The organism is Pseudomonas sp. Q2-TVG4-2, from assembly GCF_013620795.1.
GTDB lineage: Bacteria > Pseudomonadota > Gammaproteobacteria > Pseudomonadales > Pseudomonadaceae > Stutzerimonas.
In genome coordinates this window covers 392643-405948 of record NZ_LGLW01000004.1, presented here as the reverse complement: position 1 = coordinate 405948, position 13306 = coordinate 392643, and the positions used below count along the sequence as shown (strand labels likewise).

Below are 13306 nucleotides of genomic sequence, written 5' to 3'. Positions count from 1 at the left end.
GCTTCAAGCTTTGAATGAGACCAAATGATCACGAGCAAGCTTCCCTACGTCGGTACCACCATTTTCACCACGATGTCGCAGCTGGCGAGCCAGACCGGCGCGTTGAACCTGTCCCAGGGCTTTCCGGATTTCGACGGCCCTGATGCGCTGCGCGAAGCCGTGACGCGTCATGTCATGGCCGGTCACAACCAGTACGCGCCGATGACAGGCTTGCCGGCGCTGCGCGAGCAGGTGGCGATCAAGGTCGCATCGCTCTATGGTCGCCAAGTCAGCGCTGACGCCGAAGTCACCATCACCCCTGGAGCGACCCAGGCCATCTTCTGTGCGATCCACGCAGTCATCCGCCCCGGCGATGAAGTGATCGTCTTCGATCCCTGCTACGACAGTTACGAGCCGGCTGTGGAGCTCGCCGGCGGGGTCTGCGTCCATCAGGCGCTGAGCCTGCCGAGTTTCGCCATCGATTGGCAGAAGCTGGCTGATGCGGTTACATCGCGCACCCGCATGATCGTGCTGAACACGCCGCACAATCCCAGCGGCGCGCTGATCGACGCGGCGGATCTTGATCGCCTCGCCGAGCTGATCCGCGACAGGGATATCTACCTGCTCAGCGACGAGGTCTACGAACATCTTGTGTTCGACGGCCGGCAGCATGCCAGCGTGTTGCGCCATGACGAGCTGTATCATCGGGCCTTCGTCGTCAGCTCCTTCGGCAAGACCTACCACGTCACTGGCTGGAAGACGGGTTATGTGGTCGCGCCCGCCGCGCTCAGCAGTGAGCTGCGCAAGGTTCACCAGTACGTCAGCTTCACAGGCGTTACGCCATTGCAGTGGGCTCTGGCCGATTTCATGGCGGCGCATCCTGAGCATCTCAGCGAGCTGCCGGCGTTCTACCAAGCCAAGCGCGATCTGTTCTGCGATCTGCTGGCCGGCTCGCGCTTCAGCTTTACCCGTACGGCCGGCACCTATTTCCAGCTGGCCGACTATTCGGCAATTCGCCCTGATCTCGACGATGTCGCCATGGCCGAATGGCTCACCCGCGAGCACGGCGTGGCCAGCATCCCGATTTCGGTCTTCTACCAGACGCCTCCGGAGGAATCACGACTGGTCCGCTTCTGCTTCGCCAAACGAGAGGAAACGCTGCGCCTGGCAGGAGAACGACTATGCGCGATCTGAACGATTTGCCGGACCTCGAACTGGCCCTGATCCAGACCAGCCTCGTCTGGCAGGACGCTACCGCTAACCGCGAGCGCTTCGTCGACTTGCTCGAGCAGGCCCGTGGGGCTGATCTCATCGTATTGCCGGAGATGTTCACTACGGCCTTTTCGATGAACTCTTCGGAGCTGGCCGAACCCGAGGAAGGCCCGACCTATATCTGGCTGCGGGAGCAGGCGGCGCGCATGGACGCGGTGATCACCGGTAGCGTGATCATCGAGGCCGCGGATGGCAGCCACCGCAACCGCCTGCTCTGGGCGCGGCCGAACGGCGAGATTTCACACTACGACAAGCGTCATCTGTTCCGCATGGCAGGTGAGCACAAGCATTACACGGCTGGCGAACAGCAGGCGCTGTTCGAACTGAACGGCTGGCACGTGCGCCCGCTGATCTGCTATGACCTGCGCTTCCCGGTCTGGAGCCGCGACCCCCACGACACCGACCTGCTGCTTTACACCGCCAACTGGCCCGCGGCCCGCCGCAATGCCTGGAATCGCCTGCTGCCGGCACGCGCGATTGAGAATATCTGCTACGTCGCGGCGGTGAATCGGGTCGGGGAAGACGGCAAGGGCTACCCTTACAGTGGCGACAGCCAGGTGCTGGATTATCTGGGCGACCCGCTGCTCGAGGCGGGCGATGTCGACGGCGTATTCCGCACCACGCTACGTGCTCGGGACCTTGCGGCGTTCCGCAGCAAATTCCCGGCGTATCACGACGGTGATGCCTTCGAACTGAAGATCTAGCTACGCTGCGTATCAGCTTGGTGGCGCTGCCGTGCGCCGCCAGCGCCATACCAGCCAGCCATAGATCAGCAAATTAGCGAGTACCACTATGGCGGCCAGTAGGTATTGCACCGGTAGGCTCAGCCAGGTCGGATAGATCACTGGCAGCAGATACTGCTCGACGAAGCTGGTTTCGTAACCGGCACCACCAGCCAGATGCCGCAGCCGGTTCTCCCAGTGCGTAAGCGGGCACAGGCGCTCGGTCAGTTCGACGAAGACGCCCCAGGCCACGGCCGGCAGATGCAGCCAAAGTAGGCGGCGCCTCCAGGCCACCAACAGCCCACCCAGCAGCACGAAGACGATAAAGCTGAGGTGCAGGACCAGCACCGCATCAGCCGCGAAGCGATAGAGCATGACGGCTATCCTGCTGCGCCGGACTTCGCTTGCCGCGCAATCTGCCGATCCTGAAGACCTGCCAGGCCGGTGGCCGAAAGCAGGGCGCCAAGCAGCGCGATAAGCATGTGCGACTGGGTATCCCAGGGGTCGCCCTGGGTGCCGAGAAAATCACCGGCGCCCTGGCCGGCGATCAGCGCTACCCACCATTCGATCAGTTCGTAGAAGGCACTGAATGCCAGCGCGACGCAGACCGAGAGGAAGCCGAGCATTGCGCCGGGCTTGAGAAAGCCAAGGCGCTGCAGGATCTCACGGGCCAGCAGCGCTGGTACCAGGCCTTGCATGAAGTGGCCGAGCTTGTCGTACGGGTTGCGGCTGAGCGCGAGCCAATCCTGTACCCAGAAACCCGCTGGAACGCGGGCGTAGGTGTAAGCGCGCAGGATCAGCGCCAGGGCATGGACGGCGATCAGCACATAAAGCAGCCGCGTGAGCGGGAAACGCCGGTAGCTGAGCAGCAGGAGCGCTGCGATCAGCACCGGTGCGACTTCCAGCAGCCAAGTGGCCCGGTTATGAGGATCGATGCCGGAGGCAATAAGCGCCAACAGAACCGCCAGGCCCAGGGTTGCGTAGAGCGTCTTATCCTGCATAGTGAACTGTCATGATCGCGGTGGGAGGCATCAGCATGCAGTGCTCGGGCGGCGACATCCAAGATCGCGGGCGAGGCCTTAGCGTACCGGATCCGGGCGTTTTGGCGCAGGCTCGCTGTTAACTGACTCCCTCAGCTTCGCTCGGGGCGAATTGCAGCCGAACGAGCAATCGATTTGGCGCAGCGGTTCAGATCAACCGGCCCTACGTAGCGATTGGCATTGCCTTGCACGCAGGCAATGCTGCGGTTACGCCATTGCTCCCATTCGTTGACCGGGTGCTGACGATTCCAGATGCCGTAGAGGCGCCGATCCTGCTTCGACAGGCGCAGCCCATAGCGTTCGCTCATGTACAGATAGGCACGGGCTATGGCGCCCCGGCTGTATTCCGGAGGCATGGCGGTGCGTTGTTTGAAGTTCACTACGAAGGGGCAGGCGCCGTACTGGCTCGGTTTCTCGCTCAGCATTCCGAAGCCGTAATTACTGCGGTCGCCGTTGACCTCACCGACGACCGGGACGAGGTTATGCAGGTCCGCTTCGGCTTTGCTGAATACCGGGTCGCTCGAGGTGCACTGCTTGCGTCCGCCCTGCTGCCAGCATTGGCGCTGATGGCCGATCACCCAGGCGGGCACGATGTGCTCCCACTCCACGCGTGCGGCGCGTTTGGGCTGTTTGCGCGGGACGTAGCCGCAGCTGGCGAGATCGATCCGCTTGCCCTTGAAGGCGCAACCGCAATAGAAATCTACCGGCCGTTCGGCGTAGATATGCCAGGCCAGCTTTTTCGCTTCGCGAAAGGTGCGCGGCGCTTCGGCATGAGCGGTTGGAAAGAAAAACAGGACGAGCAGAAGCAAGCTGACGCGGCGCATGGATATCTCGACGACTGACTGAGAAATGCATCCATGCGTGGCGCCGCAATCTTACCGATGTGTTAGCTAAACATATATGTAAAACAATGAGTTAGCAGGCCGCTCGTCGGCCCAGTCGATTGATCCATAGCGAAGCGAGAATGATCAGCCCGCCGATGCCGAGCAACAGCAGGTTGGTTGACGTGCCCCAAAACAGCAAATTGAGCAATAGCCCGACCGGCACCGCCATGTTGTTCATCACGGCCAAGGTTCCGGCATCGACTTGAGTGGCACCCTTGTTCCAGCAGAACTGGCCCAGCGCGGTGGCCAGTACCCCCATCCATAGCAACACGCTCCACTGGCTGATCGTTGTCGGCAGCTTGTCGGCGTCGCCGAACAACAGCCAGGCCGGCAGCACGATGATCAACGCACCCAGAAAGAAATAGCCGAAGCGCCGATGCAGCGGAATAGCTGATGGATAGCGCTGGGCCAGATGCTTGTAGCCCACCTGCCCGGCAGCAAAGGTGAAGTTGGCGAGTTGCATCAGCAGGAAGCCGCCGAGGAAGTCGCTGGATACGCCGTCATAGCGGATCAGGCCGGCGCCGAACACCGCGACCGCTGCGGCCACCAATGCCCAGGGGTTGAAGCGGCGGTTAAGTGCGTCGTCAATCAGCGTCACGTGCAGCGGCGTGAGTACCGTGAACAGAAGCACCTCGGCCACGGTCAGGACGTTGAAGCTCAGGTACAGGCACAGGTAGGTCACCCCGAATTGCAGCGCGCCGACCAAGGTCACGCCGGCAATGAAGCCCGGCGCCACGCCGCGCCAGCGTGTGAGGGGAAGAAAGACCAGGCCGGCGAGGATTACGCGCGTGAGTACAGCGAAATAGCTATCCACCTGGCCCGCCAGGTAGGCGCCGATCAGGTTGAAGGAAAACGCCCAGAGTAGCGTGACGAAAATCAGGTAGCGCATGCCGGCTCCTCAGCAGAAGGCCAGCGACCTTAGCGGCTCATCTGCAAAGAGGGAAGGCCTGGGTGGCGTCCGGTGTGGAAGTAACTGGCGCGCCCCGGATTGGCGCGCCATCGGCAGCGCGTCATGCGGACTTGAGCGAGGCCATGTCGATGACGAAACGGTACTTCACGTCGCTCTTGAGCATGCGCTCGTAGGCTTCGTTGATGTTCTGGATATCGATCATCTCGATATCCGAAACGATGCTGTGCTCAGCGCAGAAATCGAGCATTTCCTGGGTTTCGGCGATGCCGCCGATCAACGAGCCGGCCAGGCGGCGGCGCTTGAAGATCAGCCCGAAGACGCTGGGCGATGGGTGGGGTGAGGCTGGCGCGCCCACCAGCGTCATGGTCGCGTCGCGCTTGAGCAGCGACAGAAACGCGTCGAGATTGTGCGGGGCCGCGACGGTGTTGAGGATGAAGTCAAAGCTGTTCAAGTGCGCAGCCATCTCATCCTTGTTCTTCGATACCACGACTTCGCTGGCGCCGAGGCGCAGAGCGTCTTCCTTTTTATCCGGTGAGGTGGTGAAGAGCACCACATGCGCGCCCATGGCGTTAGCTATTTTCACAGCCATGTGGCCAAGGCCACCGAGGCCGACCACGCCCACTTTCTGTCCAGGGCCGACTTTCCACTGGCGCAGCGGTGAGTACGTCGTGATACCGGCGCACAGCAGCGGCGCGACGGCGGCAAGGTTGTCTTCGGTATGGGAGATGCGCAGAACGAATTTCTGGTCCACCACGATGTTGTCCGAGTACCCGCCAAAGGTGTTTTCGCCACCACCGAACGCGGGACCATTGTAGGTGCCGACAAAACCGTTCTCGCAGTATTGCTCAAGGCCCTCGCCGCAAGAGGCGCAGCTCTGGCAGCTGTCCACCAGGCAGCCGACGCCAGCGATGTCACCGACCTTGAATCCGCTGATCGACTCGCCCACGGCCGTTACCCGTCCGACAATCTCATGGCCTGGAACGGAGGGATAGAGCGTGTTGTTCCATTCGTTGCGGGCGGTGTGCAGATCCGAATGGCAGACGCCGCAGTAGAGGATCTCAATCTGCACATCGTTGGGTCCCACGGCGCGGCGCGAGAATGAATAGGGCGCGAGTGGCGTGCTCGGGTCGAATGCGGCGTAACCGATGGTGCTGCTCATGGGAGCTCCTTTGAAATGAACATTCGAATGGGGAAGGCCAAGCGTAATACCGATTTCGGCAAGACCGATTGCACGATCCTGCCGGCGGCTGATGTGTTTCTGCTAAAACATCGGAACGATGTGCGGCGGCGGTCCGTTCATTCGGTTCCGCTGCGATATGACATGGCGATAGGCGGGAAGAGACCGAATGTCTTTGCCGATACAGGTGAGGCTTATCGGAAGACCCGCCGCATGCCATACGCCTGATGCGTAAATGAGAGGGCTGGTACGGCTGATGGTTCGGCATTCACACGGCCAGCGGTCAGAGCAACCGCCGAGAAATTGCGTCGGATTCGCCGCGGAGCGCGGCGGCCAGCCATTGTTCGTGCTCGATAGCCGTGCGTGCCGGCTCTTTCACGGCGAACCCACGGACGGGGCTCGCCGCTCAGGCTCAGGCGGCTTTCACCTCCGCCTCTCGCAGCGCACGGTTCAGCGCACTGAACAGCGCCCGGATGCTGGCGGTGGTGATGTTTTCATCGATGCCAATGCCGTGTAGTGAACGCTCACCGTCCAGACGCACTTCGATATAGGCCGCAGCCTTGGCATTGCTGCCGGCACCGATCGAATGCTCGTGGTAATCCATGATCTCCAGCTTGACCGGCAGGCCGGCGACCAGCGCTTCCAGCGGGCCCTTGCCGATGCCGCGCCAGTGCATGGTTTCGCCGTTGCTAGCGACTTCCACGTCCAGAGCGCTGGTGCCGTTTTCTTCCTGCAGACGATGGCTCTTAAGCGTGTAGGGCGTGCTGGCCTGCAGATACTCAGCCTCGAGCAGTGCGTAGATCTGCTTGGCACTCATTTCCAGTCCGAGGCGGTCGGTCTCCTTCTGCACCACCTGGCTGAACTCGATTTGCATGCGCCGCGGCAGGCTGATGCCATATTCCTGCTCGAGCAGATAGGCGATGCCGCCCTTGCCGGACTGGCTGTTGACGCGAATCACTGCCTCGTAGCTGCGCCCGATATCGGCCGGGTCGATCGGCAGGTAGGGCACTTCCCACGCGCCGTTCGGGTTCTGCTGGGCGAAGCCCTTGCGAATCGCGTCTTGGTGCGAGCCGGAGAACGCGGTGTGGACCAGATCGCCCACATAGGGGTGCCGGGGATGGACCGGCAATTGGTTACATTCCTCGACCACCTTGCGCACGGCGTCTATGTCGGAGAAGTCCAGCTTCGGGTCGACGCCCTGGCTGTACATGTTCAAGGCCACGGTCACCAGGTCGACGTTGCCGGTGCGCTCGCCGTTGCCGAACAGGCAGCCCTCGACGCGGTCGGCGCCGGCCATCAGGCCCAGCTCGGTGGCGGCCACGCCAGTGCCGCGGTCATTGTGGGTATGCAGGCTGATCAGCACGCTGTCACGCTTGTTGATGTGACGGCCGAAGTATTCGATCTGATCGGCATAAATATTCGGCGTGGCTGCTTCGATGGTGGCCGGCAGATTGAGGATCAGTTTCTGGTCCGACGTCGGTTGGAATACCTCGATTACGGCGTTGCACACCTCGACGGCGAAGTCGGTCTCGGTGGAGCTGAATACCTCCGGCGAGTACTCGAAGCGCCACTGCGTTTCAGGCGCAGCATCGGCCAGGCGTTTGACGACCTGCGCAGCGCTGACCGCGATCTGCACCACCCCAGCCTTGTCCTGATTGAAGACGATGCGGCGAAAGCTCGGCGCGGTGGCGTTGTAATAATGGACGATGGCCTGCTTGGCGCCCTTGAGGGACTCGAAGGTGCGGCTGATCAAATCTTCGCGGGCCTGGGTCAGGACCTGAATGGTGACGTCATCGGGAATGTGGCCGCCTTCGATCAGCTCACGAACAAAATCGAAGTCGGTCTGCGAGGCGGAGGGAAAGCCCACCTCAATCTCCTTCACGCCAACCTGCACCAGCGTCTTGAAGAAGCGCATCTTCTTCCCAGCGTCCATCGGCTCGATCAGCGACTGGTTGCCGTCGCGCAGGTCAGAGCTCAGCCAGATCGGTGCCTGGGTGATTGTCTGTGATGGCCAGGTGCGGTCGGGCAGGTTGATGACCGGAAAAGCTCGATATTTTTTCGACGGATCTTTGAGCATGGTCATGGCGTTTTCCTTTGAGCGGCTCTCCGCACTTGATGCGTAGCGGAGAAAACAGAGCGGATCGATACGGGTTGATGGTTCGAATTTAGTGGCTGGCGGAGGTGAATTGCAACGGTTCGGAATAAATTGGTGTTTTATTCCAAAAGAACACCGCTATAAGAAATATTGTTCTTTTTTTAGCGCCGAAGCATGCATTTGATTGCCAGATGATTGAGGCTCCGTCGCGCACTCAGCAGCTCGCACAGCCTGATCATCCAGCCTCTATTGAAAGGGTAGAGCGGGAGGGCTGCGGTACACACTGCCGCGGCTCTCCCAACACGATCCATTATTCCAACGCCTGGCTCTCGCCGCGCCAGTCGGCTGGATGGGGCTGTCGAGGCGTCGGCCGGCTGAGCAGCTGATTGACCGAACCATAACCTTCGCGCATGTCGGCACCGCTTGGGTGCTGGAATACGCGCAAGCCGAACTCCGGCAGGATCGCCAGCAGATGGTCGAAGATGTCCGACTGGATGCTTTCGTACTTGGTCCATTCCACCGTGTTGGTGAAACAGTAGATTTCCAGCGGCAGGCCATCTGCCGTCGGGCTGAGCTGGCGCACCATCAAGGTCATGGACTGGTGTATGCCACCGTGGCTGCGCAGATACTGCTCCACGTATGTGCGGAAACTGCCGATATTGGTGATGCGCCGGGTATTGACGGGCTCTTTGCCGCGCTTCTCGAGCTTGGCGTTCCACTCGTCGATCTCACGGCGCTTGTCCGTCAGATAGTCATCCAGCAGGTTGAAGCGGTGCAGGTGCTCGCATTCCTCGGCGCTGAGAAAGTGCACGCTCTGCTGATCCAGATACAGGCTGCGCTTGATCCGTCGACCGCCGCTTTCCTGCATGCCTCGCCAGTTCTTGAACGCATCGCTGATGAAGCGCTTGGTGGGGATGTTGGTGATGGTCTTGTCCCAGTTCTGCACCTTCACCGTATGCAGCGCAATGTCGATGACGTCGCCGTCGGCGTTGAGCTGCGGCATCTCGATCCAGTCACCGACGCGGATGATATCGTTCGAGGAAATCTGCACGCTGGCCACCAACGACAGGATGGTGTCCTGGAAGATCAGCATCAGCACCGCCGCCATGGCACCAAGCCCGGACAGCAGAATCAGCGGCGAGCGGTCGATCAGCGTGGCGATGATGAGGATGGTGGCGATTGCGTAGACCACGATCTTGACGACCTGCAGGTAGCCCTTGATCGGGTGCACATGCGCATCGGCCCGGCGCTGGTACATCAGGTTGATGATATCCAGCAGCGCGCCCAGGGCTAACGCGATGGTGAGGACGATGAAACCGCCACAGACGTTGCGCACCACGGTCACCGCCGCCTCGGGCAGGCCGGGAACGGCGTTCACACCGATTGACAGCACCAGCGCCGGGACAATGTTGGACAGCCGGCGGATGATCCCGAAGTCTTGCAGCTCGGTTTCACGGGCGTGGCGCAGCACCTTGTAGAGGCCACGCACCAGGATTCGCTTGACCACCCAGTTCGCAAACCAGGCGGCGAACACCAGCGCGGCGCTGGCCACCAGTGTCTGCAGCTCGGCGTGCTCGCTCAGCCATTCCAGCCAGACGTTCCATTCTTCCTGCATTGCGGCTCTCCGTCAGTTGGCAGTGGGCAGCAGCTGCCCTGGAACATCTGTATCAGCGGATGAACTCGCGACTGATACTGCGAAACAGCTCGGTCCCGGCCTGCTCCATCCATTCGAAGGCGACCATCTCTCGCGAGACGATGCAGGCCCCGGCCTGCTGCATGCGCGCCAGGCCCAGCGCCTTGTCGCTGGAGCGCCGCGAGCCGACGGCTTCTTCGACGACGAACACTTGATTGCCGCGGGCCAGCAGGTCGAGCACGGTCTGCAACACGCAGATGTGGGTTTCGATGCCGCTGACAACGAATTGCTTGCGTTCGCCACCGGGGCGCTTGAACAGTTCGCCGTCGCGCGCCGCAGAGAAGTGCAGTTTCTCGATAATCACCTCGTCGGCCATGCCGCCGCGCAGCGAGGCGATCGTCGGGCCCAGCCCCTTGCTGTACTGCTCGGTGAGGAGCACCGGAACGCCGACACGCTGGGCGATGTGCATCAGCCAGGCGCTGTGCTCGGCCAACGCCGTGTGACCCTCGATGGCGGGAAACAGGCGCTCCTGGATGTCGATGATGAGGAGGGTGGATTCCCTTACATTGATGAGCATGTCGTTTCCTTGAAGGACTGAAATCAGGGTTTGAACGCACCGATGAAGATCGACGGGTCGATGCGCGCGTCGTTGAGGCTGACGTTCCAGTGCAGATGAGGGCCAGTGGCCCGGCCTGTTGAACCGACTTTGCCCAGCACGGCTCCACGCGAAAGCTCGTCGCCAATCTTCACGTCTATCTGCGAGAGGTGACAGAACATGCTGACTAGCCCTTGACCGTGGTCGACGAACACTGTGTTGCCGTTGAAGAAATAGTTGCCGGTCAGGATCACTTTACCGGCCGCCGGAGCCTTGATCGGCGTGCCGGCCGGGACGGCGAAATCCAAGCCGGAGTGCGGATTGCGCTCCTCTCCGTTGAAGAAGCGGCGCAGTCCGAACGGTGACGAGAGCGGACCTTCGACCGGCTTGTCGAACAGGAGATTGCTCGGCTGCCGGGAACTGAACTGACGGTAGGCCCGGGTCTGCTCGTCCAGCTCGCGCTGGATGCGCTTGAGATCGGCGGGGTTGGGGTTGACCTGCCGCTTGTTCTTCAGGGTTATGCGCTGTTCGCGATAGGTACGGGGCTCCACACGGAAGCGCTTGGATTGGCCATCGACATCTAGCGACTGCTGGCCGGCTTTCACCGTTAGTGGAATCCCGACAATGGCAATCCAGCGTTGATCGTCCTCGCGCACCACCAGCACAGGCTTGCCGTCATAACGCGCCCTCGGCGCGCTGGCATCGTTGCCCAGGTCGATCACGACTACGCCACCTGGCACAGGTTTGTTCAGCAGGCGAGTGAGAAAGCCTTCGGCATGGGCGGGGAGTGTCAGGCAGAGGAGCAGGGCAAGGGCGAAGCGCATGGGAATCCTGAGTAAGGGGTGGGTCAGTCCAGCAATGACAAGGTGACTGGCGTCTGGTGATTGTCTTCGACCCGCACGTCCAGCTCGCCGTTTCCCAGACGCGCCTTCAGGCGCTGGCCGGGTTGGGTCTGGTCGGCTCGGCGAATCGCCTGGCCGCGCTCATCAAGCAGAATGCTGTAGCCGCGTGACAGCGTGGCGAGCGGGCTGACCACGTTCAGCGTCTGCGCCAGATTCTGAAGCTGGTAGCGATGGCCTTTTAATCTGTCCTGTATGGCGCGCGGTAGCCTGCTGGATAAATGCTCGAGGCGCTGGCGCAGCAAGTGCAGCGTTCTGCCCGGGTGTTGTCCCGCAAGCCGGGTATCGAGGCGCGCCAGGCGTTCCTGGCCGGCGCAAAGCCGACGATCGATACCGCGCAGCAGCCGCTGCTCCAGATCGTCGATGCGCTGCGCCTGCTGTTGCAATCGCTCGCCGGGATGACGCAGGCGCCGGGTCAGACCGTCCAGGCGCGCGGCATCGCGATGCAGGCGATCCCGTATGCGCAACAACAACCGCTGGCGCAGGCCCTGCAGGCGCTGGTGCACATCGGCACTGCTGGGGGCCAGTAGCTCGGCCGCGGCGGAAGGGGTTGGTGCGCGAACGTCGGCGACGAAATCGGCGATGGACACATCGGTTTCATGGCCGACGGCACAGACGATTGGCGTTTCACAGGCGGCAACGGCGCGCGCGACCACTTCTTCGTTGAAGCACCAGAGATCTTCCAGCGAGCCGCCGCCGCGCGCCAGAATCAACGCATCGAAGCCGCCACGATCGGCCAATTCCAGCGCGCGGACGATCTGTGCGGTCGCTTCGCGGCCTTGGACCGGCGTCGGCACCAAGGTCAGGGCTACGTGCGGCGCACGACGGCGGAACACTGAAATGATGTCGCGGATCACTGCGCCGGTGGGCGAACTGACGATGCCGATGCGCCGTGGATGAATGGGCAGGGCGCGCTTGCGAGCGGCATCGAACAAGCCCTCGGCGCTGAGCTTCTCTTTCAGCGCTTCAAAGGCCAGACGTAGCGAACCGTCGCCCGCTGGCTCGACATTATCGAGAATCAGCTGGTAGTCGCCACGACCTTCGAACAGCGAAACCCGTCCGCGCACCTTTACTGCCAGGCCGTCGCGCAATGCTTGGCGCACGCGCAAGGCGTTCTGCCTGAACAGCGCGCAGCGCACTTGGGCATTCTTGTCCTTGAGCGTGAAATAAATGTGGCCGGATGCTGGCTTGGCCAGGTTGGAAATCTCGCCTTCGACCCAGACCTGGGCGAACACGTCTTCGAGCAGCAGCCGCGCGCGACCGTTGAGCTGGCTGACGGTCAGCACTTCGCGGTCGAGGTTGAGGCGTTGGAAGGGATCTTTGAGCATGGCGGCGATGATAAGCCGCGTACGGCCGTGCGGGAACCGAAACTGTGGCGCGTCCGTCAGGCGCGCTTGACCAGCTTGGGCGGGGCGCTAAGCTGCGCGGCTTTCCTTCACCTTCCGTTCGAGCCTTATGAGCCACAGCCAAGCCATCGTCGTGCCGCGTATTTCCACGTTTCCCGGCCATGAAGCCAAGGCGCGAACCATCCTGCGCTGGCTTGCCGAGCGGCGCATCATCGAGGCACTGCCAACCACCTGCGGTCGCGGAGTCGGTGGCATGGGTTATGCGGTTGCACAAGGTGCACGTCGTGTCGTATTGCATCCTGACCGGCTGCCCTTCGGCGAGGCGATCAATGGACTGGAGGTGGTGACCAAACGCTGCATCTACACGCCGACTCGGGACTTCGCTGAGGAGGCGGGCTGCCCCGAGTGTCGCCGCGAGATCGGTGAAGCGCTTTTCGAAAGTCTGGATGAGTGGATGCCTGGCCGGACCGACAATTTCACCTGCCCCGAATGCGGCTTCGAGGATGATATCAACGGCTTTTTGTTCATCCCCGCCTGTGGGTTCTCCAATCTTGGCTTTATCTTCAATGGCTGGGCAGACGCATGTTTTCAACCGGCATTTCTCGATGAGTTCGCTGAGCGCCTAGGCTTCGCGGTAGCGTTGGTGGCTGATCGCGTCTGACCGGCTGGTCATTTCTCGGCGCCTTGTTCGATCGGGCGCGCGATAGCTCGCACAACCGCATTGAGCGCAAGGGCCCCCGTGGGTATAATGCCG

14 protein-coding genes are annotated in these 13306 nt (G+C 61.7%); 4 read left to right on the top strand and 10 right to left on the bottom strand.

Features of this window, described 5'->3' with window-relative positions; translation table 11 throughout:
• The first annotated feature begins 24 nt into the window (after window positions 1-24).
• Both H3028_RS10095 and H3028_RS10090 read left to right on the top strand, forming a co-directional pair.
• A complete protein-coding gene (locus H3028_RS10095) occupies window positions 25-1173 on the top strand; it encodes a pyridoxal phosphate-dependent aminotransferase (RefSeq protein WP_181296883.1) in 1149 nt (382 codons plus the stop codon).
• A complete protein-coding gene (locus H3028_RS10090) occupies window positions 1161-1955 on the top strand; it encodes an amidohydrolase (RefSeq protein ID WP_181296882.1) in 795 nt (264 codons plus the stop codon). The genes H3028_RS10095 and H3028_RS10090 overlap by 13 nt, the downstream gene beginning before the upstream one ends.
• A 12-nt stretch (window positions 1956-1967) precedes the next feature.
• Here H3028_RS10090 and H3028_RS10085 read toward each other — a convergent pair whose 3' ends face one another.
• The 5 genes from H3028_RS10085 to H3028_RS10065 form a co-directional block, all read right to left on the bottom strand.
• Window positions 1968-2348: a DUF2784 domain-containing protein gene (locus H3028_RS10085; protein WP_181296881.1), complete on the bottom strand. Its 381-nt coding sequence runs from the start codon at window positions 2346-2348 to the stop codon at window positions 1968-1970.
• A gap of 5 nt (window positions 2349-2353) precedes the next feature.
• Window positions 2354-2974: a DUF2238 domain-containing protein gene (locus tag H3028_RS10080; protein ID WP_181296880.1), complete on the bottom strand. Its 621-nt coding sequence runs from the start codon at window positions 2972-2974 to the stop codon at window positions 2354-2356.
• Window positions 2975-3105: 131 nt separating this feature from the next.
• A complete protein-coding gene (locus tag H3028_RS10075; RefSeq protein WP_181296879.1) occupies window positions 3106-3837 on the bottom strand; it encodes an endonuclease in 732 nt (243 codons plus the stop codon).
• A gap of 91 nt (window positions 3838-3928) precedes the next feature.
• Complete coding sequence (locus H3028_RS10070) at window positions 3929-4786, bottom strand: carboxylate/amino acid/amine transporter (RefSeq protein WP_181296878.1); 858 nt, start codon at window positions 4784-4786, stop codon at window positions 3929-3931.
• 121 nt (window positions 4787-4907) lie between these two features.
• Window positions 4908-5966, bottom strand: a complete 1059-nt coding sequence (locus tag H3028_RS10065) for an NAD(P)-dependent alcohol dehydrogenase (RefSeq protein ID WP_219920050.1) — start codon at window positions 5964-5966, stop codon at window positions 4908-4910.
• Window positions 5967-5981: 15 nt separating this feature from the next.
• On the opposite strand from H3028_RS10065, the gene H3028_RS10060 reads away from it, so the two are divergent.
• Window positions 5982-6212 (top strand): hypothetical protein, encoded by a 231-nt coding sequence (locus H3028_RS10060; protein WP_181296877.1) that lies wholly within the window; start codon window positions 5982-5984, stop codon window positions 6210-6212.
• A gap of 184 nt (window positions 6213-6396) precedes the next feature.
• Here H3028_RS10060 and leuA read toward each other — a convergent pair whose 3' ends face one another.
• From leuA to xseA, 5 genes are all read right to left on the bottom strand, one after another.
• Entirely contained in the window at window positions 6397-8067 is a 1671-nt protein-coding gene (leuA, locus tag H3028_RS10055) for a 2-isopropylmalate synthase (RefSeq protein ID WP_181296876.1), read from the bottom strand.
• 322 nt (window positions 8068-8389) lie between these two features.
• On the bottom strand, window positions 8390-9694 hold the full coding sequence (locus H3028_RS10050; RefSeq protein WP_181296875.1) for a mechanosensitive ion channel family protein: 1305 nt from the start codon (window positions 9692-9694) through the stop codon (window positions 8390-8392).
• Window positions 9695-9746: 52 nt separating this feature from the next.
• On the bottom strand, window positions 9747-10289 hold the full coding sequence (locus H3028_RS10045) for a hydrolase (RefSeq protein ID WP_181296874.1): 543 nt from the start codon (window positions 10287-10289) through the stop codon (window positions 9747-9749).
• Window positions 10290-10312: 23 nt separating this feature from the next.
• A complete protein-coding gene (locus H3028_RS10040; RefSeq protein ID WP_181296873.1) occupies window positions 10313-11131 on the bottom strand; it encodes a M23 family metallopeptidase in 819 nt (272 codons plus the stop codon).
• A gap of 23 nt (window positions 11132-11154) precedes the next feature.
• Entirely contained in the window at window positions 11155-12534 is a 1380-nt protein-coding gene (gene xseA, locus H3028_RS10035; protein WP_181296872.1) for an exodeoxyribonuclease VII large subunit, read from the bottom strand.
• Between the two features lie 127 nt (window positions 12535-12661).
• Here xseA and H3028_RS10030 point away from each other — a divergent pair, with 127 nt between their 5' ends.
• Window positions 12662-13213, top strand: coding sequence for a sugar ABC transporter ATPase (locus H3028_RS10030; protein WP_181296871.1), 552 nt, complete (start codon window positions 12662-12664; stop codon window positions 13211-13213).
• Window positions 13214-13306 lie beyond the last annotated feature (93 nt).

Coding starts and splice junctions, on each gene's coding strand:
- H3028_RS10090 (WP_181296882.1), top strand. CDS start 1,161: ATGCGCGATCTGAACGATTTGCCGGACCTCGAACTGGCCCTGATCCAG.
- H3028_RS10040 (WP_181296873.1), bottom strand. CDS start 11,131: ATGCGCTTCGCCCTTGCCCTGCTCCTCTGCCTGACACTCCCCGCCCAT.
- H3028_RS10065 (WP_219920050.1), bottom strand. CDS start 5,966: ATGAGCAGCACCATCGGTTACGCCGCATTCGACCCGAGCACGCCACTC.
- H3028_RS10070 (WP_181296878.1), bottom strand. CDS start 4,786: ATGCGCTACCTGATTTTCGTCACGCTACTCTGGGCGTTTTCCTTCAAC.
- H3028_RS10045 (WP_181296874.1), bottom strand. CDS start 10,289: ATGCTCATCAATGTAAGGGAATCCACCCTCCTCATCATCGACATCCAG.
- H3028_RS10075 (WP_181296879.1), bottom strand. CDS start 3,837: ATGCGCCGCGTCAGCTTGCTTCTGCTCGTCCTGTTTTTCTTTCCAACC.
- xseA (WP_181296872.1), bottom strand. CDS start 12,534: ATGCTCAAAGATCCCTTCCAACGCCTCAACCTCGACCGCGAAGTGCTG.
- H3028_RS10080 (WP_181296880.1), bottom strand. CDS start 2,974: ATGCAGGATAAGACGCTCTACGCAACCCTGGGCCTGGCGGTTCTGTTG.
- H3028_RS10030 (WP_181296871.1), top strand. CDS start 12,662: ATGAGCCACAGCCAAGCCATCGTCGTGCCGCGTATTTCCACGTTTCCC.
- leuA (WP_181296876.1), bottom strand. CDS start 8,067: ATGACCATGCTCAAAGATCCGTCGAAAAAATATCGAGCTTTTCCGGTC.
- H3028_RS10095 (WP_181296883.1), top strand. CDS start 25: ATGATCACGAGCAAGCTTCCCTACGTCGGTACCACCATTTTCACCACG.
- H3028_RS10050 (WP_181296875.1), bottom strand. CDS start 9,694: ATGCAGGAAGAATGGAACGTCTGGCTGGAATGGCTGAGCGAGCACGCC.
- H3028_RS10085 (WP_181296881.1), bottom strand. CDS start 2,348: ATGCTCTATCGCTTCGCGGCTGATGCGGTGCTGGTCCTGCACCTCAGC.
- H3028_RS10060 (WP_181296877.1), top strand. CDS start 5,982: ATGAACATTCGAATGGGGAAGGCCAAGCGTAATACCGATTTCGGCAAG.